The organism is Clostridium omnivorum, from assembly GCF_026012015.1.
GTDB classification, from domain to species: Bacteria; Bacillota; Clostridia; order Clostridiales; family Clostridiaceae; genus Clostridium_AX; species Clostridium_AX omnivorum.
Genome location: NZ_BRXR01000001.1, coordinates 610,247 through 626,950 on the forward strand (window position 1 = coordinate 610,247; position 16,704 = coordinate 626,950).

20 protein-coding genes and 1 other annotated feature are annotated in these 16,704 nt (G+C 32.1%); of the genes, 4 read left to right on the forward strand and 16 right to left on the reverse strand.

The window, feature by feature from the left end:
• Positions 1-57: 57 nt before the first annotated feature.
• From bsdE14_RS02775 to bsdE14_RS02830, 12 genes are all read right to left on the reverse strand, one after another.
• Positions 58-324 (reverse strand): metal-sensing transcriptional repressor, encoded by a 267-nt coding sequence (locus bsdE14_RS02775; protein ID WP_264848420.1) that lies wholly within the window; start codon positions 322-324, stop codon positions 58-60.
• 347 nt (positions 325-671) lie between these two features.
• Positions 672-1,943, reverse strand: a complete 1,272-nt coding sequence (gene cypC, locus bsdE14_RS02780) for a CYP152 family fatty-acid peroxygenase CypC (RefSeq protein WP_264848422.1) — start codon at positions 1,941-1,943, stop codon at positions 672-674.
• Positions 1,944-1,982: 39 nt separating this feature from the next.
• The gene (locus bsdE14_RS02785) at positions 1,983-2,168 is read right to left on the reverse strand and encodes a PA2169 family four-helix-bundle protein (RefSeq protein WP_264848423.1); all 186 of its coding nucleotides are present in this window, start codon (positions 2,166-2,168) and stop codon (positions 1,983-1,985) included.
• Between the two features lie 15 nt (positions 2,169-2,183).
• Positions 2,184-2,384 (reverse strand): hypothetical protein, encoded by a 201-nt coding sequence (locus bsdE14_RS02790; RefSeq protein ID WP_264848424.1) that lies wholly within the window; start codon positions 2,382-2,384, stop codon positions 2,184-2,186.
• 69 nt (positions 2,385-2,453) lie between these two features.
• A complete protein-coding gene (locus tag bsdE14_RS02795) occupies positions 2,454-3,176 on the reverse strand; it encodes a YetF domain-containing protein (protein WP_264848425.1) in 723 nt (240 codons plus the stop codon).
• 16 nt (positions 3,177-3,192) lie between these two features.
• Entirely contained in the window at positions 3,193-3,891 is a 699-nt protein-coding gene (locus bsdE14_RS02800) for a YetF domain-containing protein (protein ID WP_264848426.1), read from the reverse strand.
• 289 nt (positions 3,892-4,180) lie between these two features.
• Positions 4,181-4,897, reverse strand: coding sequence for a hypothetical protein (locus bsdE14_RS02805; protein ID WP_264848427.1), 717 nt, complete (start codon positions 4,895-4,897; stop codon positions 4,181-4,183).
• Positions 4,898-4,991: 94 nt separating this feature from the next.
• Entirely contained in the window at positions 4,992-6,356 is a 1,365-nt protein-coding gene (locus bsdE14_RS02810; protein WP_264848428.1) for a sensor histidine kinase, read from the reverse strand.
• Complete coding sequence (locus bsdE14_RS02815; RefSeq protein ID WP_264848429.1) at positions 6,357-7,043, reverse strand: response regulator transcription factor; 687 nt, start codon at positions 7,041-7,043, stop codon at positions 6,357-6,359.
• 206 nt (positions 7,044-7,249) lie between these two features.
• Positions 7,250-8,353 (reverse strand): C40 family peptidase, encoded by a 1,104-nt coding sequence (locus bsdE14_RS02820; RefSeq protein ID WP_264848430.1) that lies wholly within the window; start codon positions 8,351-8,353, stop codon positions 7,250-7,252.
• Between the two features lie 50 nt (positions 8,354-8,403).
• Positions 8,404-8,535, reverse strand: a complete 132-nt coding sequence (locus tag bsdE14_RS02825) for a FeoB-associated Cys-rich membrane protein (protein ID WP_264848431.1) — start codon at positions 8,533-8,535, stop codon at positions 8,404-8,406.
• Between the two features lie 248 nt (positions 8,536-8,783).
• The gene (locus bsdE14_RS02830; protein WP_264848432.1) at positions 8,784-9,023 is read right to left on the reverse strand and encodes a CDGSH iron-sulfur domain-containing protein; all 240 of its coding nucleotides are present in this window, start codon (positions 9,021-9,023) and stop codon (positions 8,784-8,786) included.
• A 381-nt stretch (positions 9,024-9,404) separates the two neighbouring features.
• On the opposite strand from bsdE14_RS02830, the gene bsdE14_RS02835 reads away from it, so the two are divergent.
• The gene (locus bsdE14_RS02835; RefSeq protein WP_264848433.1) at positions 9,405-9,926 is read left to right on the forward strand and encodes an acetylglutamate kinase; all 522 of its coding nucleotides are present in this window, start codon (positions 9,405-9,407) and stop codon (positions 9,924-9,926) included.
• Between the two features lie 142 nt (positions 9,927-10,068).
• On the opposite strand, the gene bsdE14_RS02840 is transcribed toward bsdE14_RS02835, so the two are convergent.
• Entirely contained in the window at positions 10,069-10,488 is a 420-nt protein-coding gene (locus bsdE14_RS02840) for an HD-GYP domain-containing protein (protein WP_264848434.1), read from the reverse strand.
• Positions 10,489-10,680: 192 nt separating this feature from the next.
• Positions 10,681-10,919: a binding site (T-box leader), on the forward strand.
• A gap of 93 nt (positions 10,920-11,012) precedes the next feature.
• On the opposite strand from bsdE14_RS02840, the gene bsdE14_RS02845 reads away from it, so the two are divergent.
• Both bsdE14_RS02845 and bsdE14_RS02850 read left to right on the forward strand, forming a co-directional pair.
• The gene (locus bsdE14_RS02845) at positions 11,013-12,332 is read left to right on the forward strand and encodes a dicarboxylate/amino acid:cation symporter (RefSeq protein ID WP_264848435.1); all 1,320 of its coding nucleotides are present in this window, start codon (positions 11,013-11,015) and stop codon (positions 12,330-12,332) included.
• Positions 12,333-12,357: 25 nt separating this feature from the next.
• Complete coding sequence (locus bsdE14_RS02850) at positions 12,358-13,293, forward strand: ATP-grasp domain-containing protein (RefSeq protein ID WP_264848436.1); 936 nt, start codon at positions 12,358-12,360, stop codon at positions 13,291-13,293.
• A gap of 340 nt (positions 13,294-13,633) precedes the next feature.
• Here bsdE14_RS02850 and bsdE14_RS02855 read toward each other — a convergent pair whose 3' ends face one another.
• The 3 genes from bsdE14_RS02855 to bsdE14_RS02865 form a co-directional block, all read right to left on the reverse strand.
• On the reverse strand, positions 13,634-14,032 hold the full coding sequence (locus bsdE14_RS02855; protein WP_264848437.1) for a (2Fe-2S)-binding protein: 399 nt from the start codon (positions 14,030-14,032) through the stop codon (positions 13,634-13,636).
• Between the two features lie 75 nt (positions 14,033-14,107).
• The gene (locus tag bsdE14_RS02860) at positions 14,108-14,299 is read right to left on the reverse strand and encodes a DUF1858 domain-containing protein (protein WP_264848438.1); all 192 of its coding nucleotides are present in this window, start codon (positions 14,297-14,299) and stop codon (positions 14,108-14,110) included.
• A 95-nt stretch (positions 14,300-14,394) separates the two neighbouring features.
• Positions 14,395-14,841, reverse strand: a complete 447-nt coding sequence (locus bsdE14_RS02865; protein ID WP_264848439.1) for a MarR family winged helix-turn-helix transcriptional regulator — start codon at positions 14,839-14,841, stop codon at positions 14,395-14,397.
• Positions 14,842-15,235: 394 nt separating this feature from the next.
• Here bsdE14_RS02865 and bsdE14_RS02870 point away from each other — a divergent pair, with 394 nt between their 5' ends.
• Complete coding sequence (locus bsdE14_RS02870) at positions 15,236-16,699, forward strand: FTR1 family protein (RefSeq protein ID WP_264848441.1); 1,464 nt, start codon at positions 15,236-15,238, stop codon at positions 16,697-16,699.
• The last annotated feature ends 5 nt before the right edge of the window (positions 16,700-16,704 follow it).

A 16,704-nucleotide genomic window follows, 5' to 3' on the forward strand; every position in this document is an offset into this window, starting at 1 on the left:
CAGCGATAAATTTTATCATCACTATAACTTCAAACTTTATATACTTATACAAAAAATTTATTTTTGTATAAGTTTTTCTAAAATATCTATTATTTCATCTATTTTTTCTTCTCCATTATCATTTTTCACAGCATCTTTTACGCAATGGTGTAAATGCTGCTTTAAAATCATTATGTTTGCTTTCTTAAGAAGTGCCTGTGATGCAATAATCTGGTTAGAAATATCTACACAGTACCTTCCATCTTCCATCATTTTTATAATTCCTTCAATTTGCCCTTTAGCGGTCTTTAATGATGTAAGCGCGCTGGTCTTTTCTTGATTCATAAAATTCCTCCTTTCAATGTAGGATAAATTATTATGATGATATACATATATTATTTATTGCAATAAATTTAATTATAATAATATTTTCATATCCCCCGACCCTACTGGGGTGTTATATAGATAAATAAAAAAGGTTTTTATCTATATTGATTTTATCTATGTACTTATAATAACTGCAAGTTATGAAGATAATATGAAGAAAAAACTTTTAATTATTTTTATGATGTATAAAATGATATTAATAAATACTATAATGCTTATATAAATTCTTCTAAATGTTCATTTAAATATAAAAATCTCTTCAATACAGCATTTTAAACTGGTGAAGAGATTTCTTTGTATTTATTTTAATTTTGGGTTTCAGCTTTAAGCCTTATATTATTCATTATAAATCCACTTTCAGGGAAGGTTGGTATTCTTGCTAAACTAAAACTTAAATCTTGCTTTGGTACTTCATACTCAATTTTATTCACAAGAAAATCCAGGCTAGTTTTCATAATTCCCACTGTTATACCTTCGCCAGGACAGCGGTGTCCCGTTGAACTATTGCCTCCACCTTGTGGTATGAAATCAAACAAGCTATTTTTCCGTTCTTTAAACCTTTCAGGATAAAATTTATCAGGGTTATCCCATACCCGTGTATCTTGATTTGTACCATACAAGTCAAGAATCACTAACATTCCTTGCTTGAATTGATAATCATGCCAGCTAAAATCATTTCGAACTCTCGCACCTATGAAAGGGGCAAATGGATAATAGCGGCGAACCTCCTGTACAAACATTTCATAATAGCTGTTATCTCTTAAAAGCAGCTTATTCTTACACTCTGAATGCTCATGTAGTGCTAAAGCAGAAAAGGTAATAAATGTTGATATAGCAACAATTGGCCTAATCAAGTTAATAAGCTCAATAGCAGCCATTTTGCTATCCATTAGACAGCCATCTTGTTCTCTGTGAAAAGCCATTGTATAGAGTGCCGAATCTTCTTCAACTTTCAGCTTACTGGATCTTACCTCATCAATTATATCTTTTATCCAAGCTTCTATTCTGTTTCTTGCTGTTCTGCCCTTCCAATGTCTGGGGCCGATTGCTGCAAAAGAATCAATCATTGCACTAAAATCCTCTGCTCTATCCTTAACTTCAGATTGTGATAGAGGAACTCCTGCCCACTGGCATGCTGCTTTGCATAAAATTTCCTTTGCTTCATCAAAAAGTATAACTTTCTCAGCATCTTCCCATTTATAAACAGATGCCTCCCAATTTTTCATTGTTAGTTCACTCAACCGTCTTTCATTTAATGTATTTGTTAATGATATGAAAAGCTGCTTTCTGTAACTATGAGTTTCACCGTCCGTAGTCTGAATTGCATTCTCACCTAAAAGTGTCTCTTGGACTCGATTAGGTGCAGCGCCCTTACGTTGAAATAATTCTTGGTTGTAGAATATCCTAGCTGCTTCTTCACCAGTCATACAAATTACTTTTTGGCCTAGCAAATGTGTTTCAAACATATCTACCTGGTAGATTTTAGACCTGTTACTTATAAACAAATATCCTTCTTTCAACAGATCAAATGTATTATCTATACCCTTATCTTGTGCAACACACTTATTTACTAGCATACATTTAACTTCCCTTCTATTCTACTTAGGTTCAATTTATCACTGACCCATCATATTTTTAATTTCTTGCTGCAACTGTGAAATGTTTTTCATTTTTGAATCCCTTAATTGTGTAAAAAGCTGACGTACCTCAGGATTGCTGATTTCCATCATGTACTTATTATACATAGCCTGAAGCATCATTTCATTCTGTAGAGAATCCTGTACATAATCTATAGTTTCCATATAGCACCTCTCCTTTTAAACAATTGAAAACTTTGACATAGTTTCTGATAATGTTTTGAAGTTATTACGTGAACCCTGTTCCATTCCTTTTAACATTTGCTTTATCTTTGGATCATTTATTTCATCCGACATACAAGCATATTTTTTTGCCATACTATCTTCATGAAATTGCATTTCCTTAAAAGCATTGTTCATTATTTCTTGTTCAGTAAGCATTTCTATATTACCTCCTAGTTCTCCTTATTTAGGTTATAATAGCATTAATTGATATATCTTTAATATTACTTATTTTTCTGTGACAACAGAATAGTATAATTCACCACTAGAATCTATCAATGCAGCATAAACATCTCTTAAATTTAAAATACCCTTTTTAAGTAATTCACTTTCAAGCCACTTCTCGTCATATCCTAATTCTGTTAAGTTTTGTTTTATAATTTTTCCCTCATTGATAAGTACGGTTGGATATCCACCACCCATTGTCTCAATGTTTAAATCCTTTGGAGTTACTGGTTGACTATCCGATTTTTTCAGAACACTTACATGACCACTAGTTTCTAATACTACGGCCTCTGCATCACCTATGTTATGAACATCTACATTTCTCATATCAGATAGCAGTAATTCTAATGGAAAAAGAGCTTTTGCCATGTTAGGTCTAAGAATCTTCCCACCTGATACCAAGATTATTGATTTTCCAAAAGCAACTTTTGCAAAGGTTCTATTTTTCACAGCAATATAGGATATAAGATAATGAAGTATATATATGGTAATAATTACAGCGATAGTGTTTAAAAAGCTTATTTTAGGCTCAAATAGTGGTGCTGCGGTTACACCACCCATCATCCAGAAAAATGCAAAGTCATAACCTGCAAACTGACCGCCAGCTCTGTGTGGTAGAATCTTTCCTTCAAGGAATAACAAAAACCCAACAAAAATAGTGCGTATAGCAAATATGAAGGGACTAATTTTTTCAACTGATCCAAATATTTCTTTTAATAGCTCCATTATCATACCTTCTTTATTACATACTCATATAAACAGTTCCATCTGATTCAAGCATAGCTAAAAATACATGTTTTAGATTGATATTGCCCTTTTCTCTTAATTTTGTCATTAGCCAATCGTGGTCTAGCCCCAGTGAATGAAGATTTTTTTCCTCAATCTTTCCGTCATATACAAGAATTGTAGGAATTGCTGATATTTTATGTGGCAAATTCATCTGTTTTCTTGTAAGCGGTAGTGCTTCAGGTTTTTTAATAACATTTATTTTCCCATAGGGCTCTAGTATAACAGTGTCAATTTCCGATAGATTGTGAGCTCCCTTTAGTCTTAATTGTCCTAATAGATTATCTATGGTTATATGACAATCTAACATATTTTCCCTAAGTATTATTCCACCCTTCATAAGAATAGTAGCATGCCTATCAATTGCCCTAGGCCATTTTATATCTAAATAAGATAAAAATACATTTACAAAGGCATATACAAAGATAATTACTATTCCAGATGTAATGGAAGATTCAGAATTTAACATTCTAGTAGCAGCTAAGCTGACTATTCCAGCAGCTACCAAATAGTTATGTCCCGACAATATTCCTACTTGGCGGTGCCCCATCAATCGAGTTGCAATAATTAATGCTATATAAAGGATAACAGCCCTTATCATCAATGCATAGGTCGGTAAGGTTTTACTTCCTTCCCAAAATGAATTCCAATCCAAAGCAAATCCTCCTTATTCCTCAAAAGTACATGAAGGTTATTAATTTTCATGCCTGTTAAATTACCTCTTTGATAATTATTATTCAGCTATCACAGAATATAAATCATATTTAGTATTTAACTCTCCTGAGACTTTATGCAGAAAACTTCTGTACATATAAATAGTTTATTTTTTTAAATAGAGTATGAAAATTTTTATTTATATCAAAAAGTTTTTATAAAAAACAAAACAGATTACCTACTTTTAAGATAATCTGCTTCTTTTTTTAATAATACTCTCTTATCTATATTTATTTTTTTATATCATATATTTTAACTATTTGGTCTGGATTTTCTCCCATTCCCATATTATCTTTACTTGCTTCTCTAAATACCCAACCAGTTCCTTCAAGCTTTTTAACATCAAGTCCTGCTTTTATAAGCGGCTCTGCTTTAAGTACAAATATCATATCAGCATCATTTAATCCTAGCTTTTCTGTCCACTGAACTTCATTTCCTTCTCCTAGAACTAATCTATAGTGCTGCTGTGCTTTATGGTACTTAAGAATGCTTGGGTCTACTTTTAGGAGCCTTCTCATAGAATCCTCAGAACCATTGGAGTTTTCTTTCTTATCACCTACATTATAGATTTTTACTAATCTGTTAGGCAAATCTTGTCCTTCCTCTTTTTCTGCTGGCTTATATAACCATTCATTTTGGTCTAATTTACTTACATCCAAACCAGCCTTAACTAAAGGGTCTGCTAACATAACCATAGCAAAGTCAGCCTTATTAGCGGACATATCCTTGCTCCACTCAAACTTTTCGCCTGTAGGAAGTTTAAATCCCCAATGCTGCAATGCCTTATGGAAACCTTTATTATCAGGATATGCTTTCACAATTTCATTAAAAGCTTTAAGACCATTATCTGCTTCCTTACTTCCTGTCACGGTTCTACTGCATGCTGATAAAGAAATTACTAGAATAGAAGAAGATAATAATGCCACTATTTTTCTGGTGCTTTTCATATAATTACAACTCCTTTAATATTTTTGTATATCTTACAAAAATATAATAATTGATTGTTGTGAAGACTATATGAAGAAAAACCAAATTTATAAATTATTTATTTAGAGTAATCTTAAACTTAGTTCCTTTACCTTCTTTACTTTCAACATCTATACTTCCTGAATGAAGCTGTATTATATTTTTAACAATAGTTAAGCCTATTCCACTTCCTTCAATTTCGTGTCTACTCTTATCTCCTCTATAAAGCCTTTCAAATATAAATGGCAAATCTTCTTCCTTTATTCCGATACCATTATCTTCAACCTCTATAATGATATTTTCATTATTCTTATACATTTTGATAAGCACCTTACCATTACACGTAGTAAATTTTAAAGCATTTGATATTAGATTTATAAAAACCTGTTTTAACTTATCCTTGTCACCAGTAAGACTATAGTCCTGATTTGGCTCAAAATCATAACTGAGCACAATACCTTTATTTTTTGCTGTCATATAATATTCTTCACATATACCTTGAATAAGCTCATCTAAAACCACATTTCCAAAGTTGAGTTTAATACTCTCGGCTTCAAATTCTTTTAGAACATCTAAATTATTTAATAATCTTCCAAACCTAACTACTTCTTCATTTAAATAATTTAGTCTTTCTGTTGAAGCCGGAAAGAGACCATCTATAATGGCTTCTAGATTATTCTGCAGTACATTCAAAGGTGCTCTTATCTCATGAGATATATCAGAAACCAACCGCTTTCTAAGCATATCCTGATATTTAAGCTTTTCTGCTAAAATATTTACACTTTTACGTAGATTTTCTAGTTCCTCAATATTAGACTTTGTGCTAGATTTAGTGTTAAAATTACCTTTTGACAGGCTTACTGACAGATTTGCCACATCCTTAATTGGAATGGAAAACTTTTTAGAAAAATACAAGCTAATCAAGATAATAATAAATAAAGTTATTACCCCGCTAGTTATAATACTCTTATTTATTGATAATTTAAAATTCACGTCTTCGTCGGACAGCAATACAGAGGAGTATTGACCTATATCAACATATCCAACTACTTCTCCGTTAACTTTAATTTCAAATCTTTTAGAGGTATAAATGCCTTTTTCATTAACAACCATAGTATTCAAATGCTGCTTATCTTTAATATCATTTGGATCCATACCCCATATAGATTTTTTATTTTTATCAAGCAATGTTAAGCAATAATTTCCCATATAAGCTTCATGTAATAATTCTGTACCCGAATCATTAGTCCACTTTCCATCCCTTTTATATATTTCTTGAAGAATTGATACAATTCTCTCATATCTCTTGTTTTGAGTGTCTACCATATATTCATTAAACTTACTATTTACAGTTATATTAACAAAGACAGTTATCAATGTAATTGCAATAATTGAGCATATTATTAATAAAACACTTAATTTACTTCTGATTGACTGCATCTATATATCACCACCGAATTTATATCCTACTTTCATAACTGTTATAACATACTTAGGATTTTTTGTATCCTTCTCTATCTTTTTACGTATATTTTTTATATAAACATCTACAGTTCTATCATAGCCTTCAAAATCTATACCGAATACCTTATCTATAAGCTGTTCTCTAGATAATACCTTACCTTTATTTACTAGTAGTGTATATAATATATCAAATTCATTTGGAGTAAAGGACACTTCCTCTCCATTTATTTTTACTGTTCTTTCACCATAATCAACAATTAGCCTTCCATCATTAAATATAGTAGAATCCTTCTCATTTTCTGCATTTACTCTCCTAAAAAGTGCATTCACTCTTGCAGTTAGCTCCCTTGGGCTAAAGGGCTTAACTAAGTATTCGTCTGCTCCTATATTAAGACCCTCTATTCTATCATTTAATGCTCCCTTTGCTGTAAGCATAAAAATATGCACTTCTGAGCTTTTCCTTATTATCTTACAAATATCTTCCCCATTTATATCTGGAAGCATTAAATCAAGTATTATCAATTTAAAATCTATTGTTTTAAAAAGTTCAATTCCTTTAAGTCCTCTTGTAGTACAATACACCTTATACCCTTCTTTTTCTAAATAGGCCTTTAAAACCTCAGATACTCTTTCTTCATCCTCAATTATCAAGATGTTATACATATATTAATACACCTCCCGTATATTTAATAAAACACTAAAATATAGAAAGTAGAATACATTCACTTTTTACTTAATTGAAATAATTATAACAGAATCTTTTAAAAATTATATAAAGATTTTCTCTATCAGCTTCAGTTTATAATTATTTTATATCTTTTATAATAATTTTATAAAAGCAAAAAAACAAGAGACAGAAATCTGCCTCTTTATCTCATAACTCTTCTTGCTGTAATATAGTCTGATCTATCATATGAGGATATTTTAATAACATCACCAGTTCTTGGAGAATGTATATACATACCATTGCCAATATATATCCCCATATGACTTGGGCTTCCACCTTTTCCATAGAACACTAAATCACCTGGTCGAAGCTGATCTCTTGAAACCCCATATCCATCATTTATTTGATCGTAGGTAGTCCTTCCTAGTGATATTCCAAAATGCCTATACACATATTGAGTAAACCCAGAGCAATCAAAGCCTGCTGGTGTAGTTCCTCCCCATAAATATGGTGTTCCTAAAAAATTTGATGCATATGCTACTACAGTATTACTTGATACTGATACTGCACCTCTTGAAGGAGTATACTTAGGTGTTGCATTTCTTATTGATTCAATTTGCTTCATAGTTTCATTAAGCTTTGCTTGCGATTCATTTACAGCGGAAGCATATACTCTTTCTTGGCTTTGAGCCTCTTCAATTAATTTACTTTGATCAACTTTATCTGATTTTAACTTGGACAGTTTTTTATTATTTTCATCATTCAACGAAACTAATTCTTGATTTTTTTTATTTAAATTTTGTTTAACTGCATTTAATTGTTCTTGCTTTTCTTTAATATTTTCAGTAATTTTTTTATCAAGCTGCATTATGCTCCTAACTGCCTCTACTCTCGATATAAAATCACTAAAACCATTAGCCTCAACCAAAACCTGTAGATATGCCGCTGCTCCATTTATGTACATAGCTCGTACTCTTTTATTAAATACATCTTGCTCATTTTTCATATCTTCTTCTGCTTGCTTGTACTGTTTTTCATTAGCTTTAATATCTTCTTGTACCTTCAATATTTGATTTTTATTTTTTGCAATCTGATTCATTACTTCTTCAATTTCATTGTCAAGGTTCTCTATCTTTTGCTCAACTTCAAACCTATTACCTTGTGCTTTTTTTAATTCATTTTTATCTGCTTGTAATTGTTCCTTTTGACTTTGTACTTGTTCTGATGTAGGCTGTGCAAAAACAGGCTTTTGAATAAAAGCTACTAGCACAAACATCACTACAAAGTATTTCAGTACTCTTTTCATCGCCTTCCTCCTAAGCTATTCAATAATATATTGCAATTAAAAGTTAATGCTTATTTAATCTTTCTTCTTGATTCTTTACAATTACCACAAGAGCATGATCCGGCTGATTTACTTCTAAATCTACTAAAAATAATATAAACAGAGAATCCAACCAATGCAGCAGTAATTAATATCTCATACATTTAATTATTCACCTCCAACTATGCACTTAAAATGCTAATTATAAGAAAACATAACTTCGTCTGTTTTACTTTACATGCGTTTGATTTTATCAATTTTATATGTAGATAATATGAAGATTGATAAAAACATGCTAAATTACTGATAGAATTATCAACAAACTTCATCCAATAATTAAAAATGCTAAATACCGAAAGTAAACGCAAAACAGCACCCTGTCAGCTAGACATGGTGCTGTTATTTATTTATATTATAAATTTTTGTGAGAACCATCACAATAAGGCGGATTCTTAGTTTGCTTGCAAGTACAAAGATAAACTGTTTCATCCTTCTCAGCTGTAAATGCTAATGGTTCGAAAGAAGTGCCTTTATGTGATCCGTCACAAAACGGCTGCTTGCCGCTCCTGCCGCATGAACACCAATAATAGGTCTCTCCTTTTTTTACATCGACAGCTATAGGTTCTTTTCCAGCTATTATAGGCTTTTCCATAAACATCTCTCCCTTTAAATTTTCTTATTAATAATTTATAATGATATTTTTCATTTTATTTTGTGTATAAATTCACACTTTATACCGCATATGTATTTGAGGAAGTTATATATGTTATGCAATATTAAAACTCAAAGCTTATATAACTTTAAGTAGCATTATTGCTATTGCAAACATAATATAGTAATAAAATTATAAAAAGTGGTGATAGTTACGTACTTATATGAATCGGATCCCCAGTATAATAATGTTTATCCTTATAATTCTTCAGGTTTTCAAACACCGTGGTACTGTGATGCTAATTTTTTCTGTCCCTTATACAGATACAATTTTCAAAGAAGTATTTCCCCTTCACAAGCAATAAGCAAATCAAAACTAATATTGTCAAATAAAATTCGTGAACTATGGGAACAGCATACTACATGGACTAGAGCTGCCATCGTAAGCCTTGTATTTGGCCTTCCGGACGTAGATTTTGTTACTAATAGGCTCCTTCAAAACCCTGAAGACTTTGGAAATACGTTTAGAGTATACTATGGCAACAAAATTGGTTCAAAACTAAGAGATTTGATAAGAGAACACCTTGTAATTGCCGCGCAGCTTGTCAAAGCAGCTAAGGCAGGAGATAACAAGGCTGAGTCTGAAATTGAAAAGAGATGGTATGCTAATGGTGATGAAATTGCCGCTTTCCTTAGAAGCATAAACCCTTATTGGTCCGAGGAAGATTGGAGAAAGATGTACCGTACACACCTTGGACTTGTTAAATCCGAAGCTGTTATTTTGCTTACTAAAAACTACTCAACTGAAGCTTCTATATATGATAAACTTGAAACTCAGGCATTGGAAATGGCTGATATGATGATACAGGGCATTATTAAGCAATTTCCAGAAAAATTTAAATAAAATGCTAAAAGGACAAACGGCGTTTTACATCGTTTGTCCTTTTGACGAATACGTTATACGGATTCCATTTTAAAGTTATGATATCTAAAAGCTAGACACTAAATGATCTATCTTGGAACATTCGTGTATTATCATTAATTATTTAAGACTTAATATTAAATACATTGTCTATATCCTGAGTTATTTTACTATCAATAAATCCTTCTTCTTTCATCTTGTTCAAAATATCCATTGCTGACCTATGGCTTAAGGCTCTTCTATAGGGCCTTTCCTCAGTCAGCGCTTCATATATATCAAGGCAAGCTATAAGACGAGAATTAAAATCTAATGCTTCTGCTGTCTTTCCAAAAGGGTACCCTTGTCCATTAAGCTTTTCGTGATGATTTGATGCCCACTCTGTAATATCCTCAAAGCCACTAATTTCCTGTAGAGCTTGCCTGGTATAGAAGGAAGTATAAGCTGTTCTCTTTCCATGGTTTGAGGACACGCCCAGTATATCAATCTCTACAAAGTCCAGCGCAAAAGATACAGCTCTTAAAAATTCATTTAAATTAAATAACAATTTATATCCCTCCTAGTATTTCATTGTATTCTACTATCAATCTGTTATCATGATTATAAAATAAAATGATGAAGATTGCATTATAAAAGAGATGGCTATAGTAGCTAGTTTTATAAAGCTGTCAAAAAAAACCTGTTGCTTTTTTAAAATCCTTTAATTATAATCAAATTCAGATATATTTTATATGAATTAATAAATGCTTAGATCAGGAAAAGTAAATTGCAGAAAACAGACAGAGAAAAGTTCCTTGGGTGAGAGAGCTTTATGGCAGAATGCAGTTGAAGTGCCCCTGTGAGCAGTTAACCGAAATTTAGTAGGCTTATCCGGATTTCTCCCGTTATAGAGATATGGTATGTAAGTACCAGATGAAAGATAGGCATTTTTATGCCTAACCAGAGTGGAACCGCGGAAGTCAACCTTCTGCCTCTGAATTTTATTCAGAGGCAGAAGGTTTTTTGTTTTTCTCTGACAGGGCCCGTTTGAGAAAAAACTTGTAATTTAAATAAAAAATTGGAGGAAGAAAAATGAATTTACAATATATTTCCCTGTTAATATCAGCTTCAATCTTAGGTATTTTATTCTTTATGAAGACTAAAAAAAATAATTTTGGAATTAGAGTTTTAACTGCAATGATATTTGGAGTTGCTGTTGGCATAATTCTAAAAAACAACGCTTTAATAATTGAACCTCTTGGAACTATTTATGTTAACCTGATTAAGATGCTCGTTATACCTCTTGTTATGGCATCTTTAATTTCAAGTATAACTACTCTAGACAACACAGAAAAACTTAAAAGAATAAGCTTTAAATCTCTTGGATTTTTAATTGCTACCACAGTGCTTGCTACTGGTATAGGCTTAATTGTTGGAAAGGTAATGAATCTAGGCTCAGGCATGCAGTTTGTAAAGGATGCAGCCTTTAAGGCTAAAGAAGTCCCAAAGTTTTCTTCTGTTATAGTAGACATGTTCCCTATTAACCCAATTAGCGACATGGCAAATGCAAAGATGATTCCTGTTATTATTTTTTCGATATTAGTTGCTGTTGCAATAAATGTGGAGGGTACAAAGCAACCTGAAGCAGTTAAACCTGTTAAAGACTTCATTAGCTCATTCTCAAAAATAATGTTTAGTCTAACAAGGATGATAATAGAACTAACCCCTTATGGAGTATATGGTTTGATGGTGCCTGTAGCAGCTAAATATGGAGTTGCATCACTGCTTCCTTTAGGCAAGTTTATACTGGCTATGTATATAGGCTGCCTTATTCATATAGCTTTAGTTCATGGAAGCCTGATAGCTTTAATTGCCAAGGTTAATCCAATAAAATTCTTTACGAAAATTTCTGAAGCTTTAGTAGTTGCCTTCACAACAAGAAGCAGTTATGGTACATTACCAATAACTATAAGAGTATTAACAGAAAAAGTAAAAGTCTCTGACAGAATAGCCAGCTTTACAGCCTCCCTTGGAGCCTCCATTGGAATGAACGGCGGAGGCGGAGTTTACCCAACTCTTGTAGCAATATTTGTAGCAAGACTATTTAACATTGAGCTTACCTTTGCTCACTATATACTGCTCTTTGTAACAGCAGCAATAAGCTCTATAGGAATTGCAGGAGTACCTGGGGCCGCTACCATATCAGCGACAGTTGTTCTTTCAAGCCTTGGACTTCCAGTAGAAGGTCTAGCTATGATTTTAGGTATTGATGTGGTTGTAGATATGATAAGAACAATGACAAATGTTACAGGTGCTGCAGTAGCCTCAATTCTTGTGGCAAGCACTGAAAATGAACTAGATGTTGATGCCTTTAACAAGAGTGATGTAAAAAATGAGCTAACCGTAGCTTAATATAAAAGAAAGGACTGAATTAAACATGAAAAAAATATATGTTATCCATGAAAATGACCAATGGTTAGTACCACTAAGAAAAGAATTTGAGAAGTTAAACCTTCCCTATGAAGAATGGTTTTTAGCTAAAGGAACACTTGATTTAACCAAAACACCTCCTGAAGGAGTTTTCTATAACAGAATGAGTGCCTCATCCCACACAAGAGATCACCGTTATGCTGCTGAATATACATCAGCTGTACTGGCTTGGCTTGAAGCTCACGGCAGAAGAGTGGTAAACAACAGTAACGCACTAAAGCTTGAGGTAAGCAAGGTGGCTCAATATGTTTCCTTAAATATCTTTGGTATTCGTACACCTAAAACAATTGCCGCAATTGGAAAAGAGGAAATAATTAAAGCCGCAAAAGAATTCGAAGGTGCCTTTATTACTAAACATAACAGAGCAGGAAAAGGTCTTGGAGTACAAAAGTTTGAGAATATTGAAGCTCTTGAAAAGTACGTTTATGGATCAGATTTTGAGGAACCAGTAGATGGAATAACCTTAATCCAACAGTACATTGATTCGCCTGCTCCTTTTATAGTAAGAAATGAATTCATCGGTGGAAAATACTATTACTCAGTACAAGTAAATACTTCAGAAGGCTTCCAGCTTTGTCCTGCTGATGCCTGCCAGGTAGGAGATGCCTTCTGCCCTGCTAGCGAAAGCTCCTCTTCAAAGTTTACTGTACTTGAAGGCTTTGAAAATCCTATTTTTGAAAATTACGAAAAATTTCTTGCTGCAAACGGAATTGAGATTGCAGGCATAGAAATGATAACTGATAGAAAAGGTCAAATATACACATATGATGTAAATACTAACACTAACTATAATTCTGAAGCTGAAAATAAGGCTGGAGTTTCTGGAATGGGTGCAATCGCCAAATTCTTAGGTGAGGAATTGGAAAAATTAAAGACTAATTAAGACTTTTAAATTCATCTAAATCCTATGAAATAATTTTATCTATGAATTTTTATGTACGTCTCCATGAATAAATAGGAGCATTCAAAAATGAAGCACGTGCAAAGTAATAATTACTGATTTTAGATTCTTTAAAAAATCTATAGCTGTATTCACAATAATTAAAAACTCCTGGAGTAGTATTTCAGGAGTTTTTATATGTCATTTACACAATTATTTTAGTTACTCATATATCATTATTAATTTTTTGTTTGCTTTTAACCGTTATTTTTAAAGAACCATAATTCAGAAATATGAATCATGGCCTCTAGCATCTCAATATTATATGTTTTATCTTAAAATATTATTTTTTTAATAAGTAATCAACCAATGCCTTATTACCAGCTATACATCCGCCACATCCTGTACCAACTTTAGTAATAGCTTGTACATCTTCAAAGGACTTAGCTCCATTTTTAACAGCAGCCACTATATCTCCTGCTGTAACCTTAAAACATCCACATACTATTTGGTTTTCATCGATTTTTTTTCTAATTATTAATTCATTTACTAATTTCTTGTTGCCTTCTACACAACGACCGCATCCAGTACCCACTTTTGTAACGGCTTGTACTTCTTCAAAGGACTTAGCTCCATTTTTAACAGCATTTTTTAAATCCTCTTCAGTAACGTTGTAACATCCACACACTACTTTATCCTCTGCTTTAGATTTTATAAATTTTGAAATTATTGATTTAAACATCCTCTTTATCTCCTTATCATATTAAAATAATTAACTGAATTTATCATTAATTTATTTGTTTTATATATCTTAACTTTATTTAACTTGGTTCAATCTCTCAAGTAATTTTTCAACATCAATTCCATGAACCATAGCTGCTTGTTCAATACTTTCAGCTTGTGAAGCAGGGCATCCAATACAACCCATTCCAAAATTCATAAGTACTTGTACAGCTTCTGATCCCATCTTTACGATATCTTTTATTAATGTCTCTTTTTCTACTTTCATTTATATATATCATCTCCTTTACTGATACTAATTAGTTACTTACTAATTAGTTAATTACTAATTAGTAATATTATTTCAAAATAATTGGTGTATATTTATACACCAGATAATTTCTTTAATAAACTTATTAAGTTATTCTTTTCCTCTGTTGTTAGGACACTAAAAATTTCGTTTATATTCTCTACATGTTTAGGAAAAATATCACCTATTAATTGTCTACCTTTTTCTGTAATACTAATTAGGTTAACTCTTCTATCCTTGGGATCAACACATCTTTTAATTAAGTCTTCCTTAGCCAAGTTATCTATAACAACAGTCATATTTCCACCAGTAGCTAATGCTTTCTCGAGTATTTCACAAATTTTTAGATCGCCTTTGTGGTACAGCATTTCAAGTACAGCAAACTGAGAAACCGTTAAACCTCCCTCTTTAATTGTTCTTTGTTCCCTTTTGCGAACTGTCTGGCTAGTTCTGCTTAATGCTATTAGTGTCTTTAAATTTAAATCACTTAATTCACCATAAGATATTTTTTCTTTACCCATACAGATAATATATTACTAATTAGTAATATTGTCAAGTGTCTTAAAATAGACTTTTTGTTCAAGAAAAATTTTAGATATAGCACTTTCATTACCAATAACCTGAATACTGCAGCTTCGAGACAAAAAATATCCTAAGCTGCAATGATACACCAAATCCCTCAATTTTTAATGCATACATATTGGTGCAATTATTTCAAGAACGTAGTGAATATTTTAACAATATACTCCTTCCCTGGAAAAATATTATTATTTATTTTATTAAGCATTCAATCATTTCTTTTTATTTACCTCTTGATTTTCAGTGTTAAACAACTTATAATGAAAACCGTAATCACTCGATAATGATTTTCATTATCTGTGAATTATATAACAAAATTCAATAGGAGTGGTGTCAATGCGTAAATTCTTTTCAGTTTTTCTAGTAACACTTTTACTACTTCCCCTATTTTCAATACAAGTATTAGCTGCCGATGCAAAATCAGAACTAACAAAGGCTAATATTTTCATTGAAAATTCAAAGGAATCCCTGAAAACAGGAGATATTTCTAAAGTCATAGATTCATACAACCAATTCAACGAAGCTTGGGGCGATTTTGAAGATGATATTAAGCAGCAATCTAAACAAGCTTACGGTGATATTGAAAGCAAAATGGGTATGGTCCGTTTTCTATTGTCACAAGATCCTATTCAAAAGGATAAACTTCTTGATGCTTTAGAGGATTTAGAAAAAACTAATAAATTATTTATATCTGATAGCTATAAAAACATTGAACAAAAATCCAATGGAAAAGCAACCACAGTAAAAGACTTAGTTGTACTATTAGAAAAAGCAAAAGGTCAAATTCAAAGTGGCAATTCCATAGCTGCGGCTAAAACCATGGATACCTTTAGCTCATCTTGGCTTGATATTGAAGGTGTGGTTCTAACGCAATCTAAGAAGGTATATGATGATGCAGAGAAAGATATGGTTAGTGCTAAAGCTTATCTTACAGTAAATCCCGTTCAACAGGATAAGGCTATAAAAGTTATAGATAGAATGCATGGATACCTGTCATTGTTAGCCGGTGATACCTCCTACAGTATAGTGGATGTAATTACAATAGTCCTTCGTGAAGGACTAGAAGCTCTTTTAGTAGTAATTGCACTTCTAGGTTTCCTAAAAAAGTCCGGTCAGGAAAATAAAAAACCTTGGATTTATGGCGGTGTAATTATTGGGCTCATAGTAAGTATTACTTTGGCTATAATTGTTAAACTTCTATTTACTTCAGGAACCTTTGGAAACAATAATTTTCTTATCTCAGGATGGACAGGCATATTTGCAGCTGTAATGCTTATATACGTAAGTTATTGGCTACATAGTAAGTCTAGTGTTTCCACACGAAATTCTAGTTTAAAAGAAAAAAGCGCAGAATCTTTAGCAACTGGCAGCTTATTCTCTTTAGGATTCTTGGCCTTCCTGGCAGTTTTTAGAGAAGGAACTGAAACTGTTCTCTTTTACATAGGAATGGCTTCTTCTATAAAATTAACAACTTTATTTTTGGGTATAGCAATTGGGTTCTTCATTCTTGCAGTAATAGCTGTATTAATATTAAAAGTTGGTTTGCGCATTCCAATGAAACCATTCTTCCTTGTGTCTAGTCTTCTAGTTTTCTATTTAGGTTTTAAATTTACAGGCATGGGGATAAACGGGCTTCAGTTAGCTGGAGTTTTACCTGCAACTACTAGTGATGTTATACCAACTATAGCTTCACTTGCCATATACCCTACTTGGCAAGGCTTTATACCTCAAGTCTTACTAATTATTGTAGCAATAGTAGTAACCCTTAAAAATAAAATCAAAACAAAATCAACACTATAACGCAA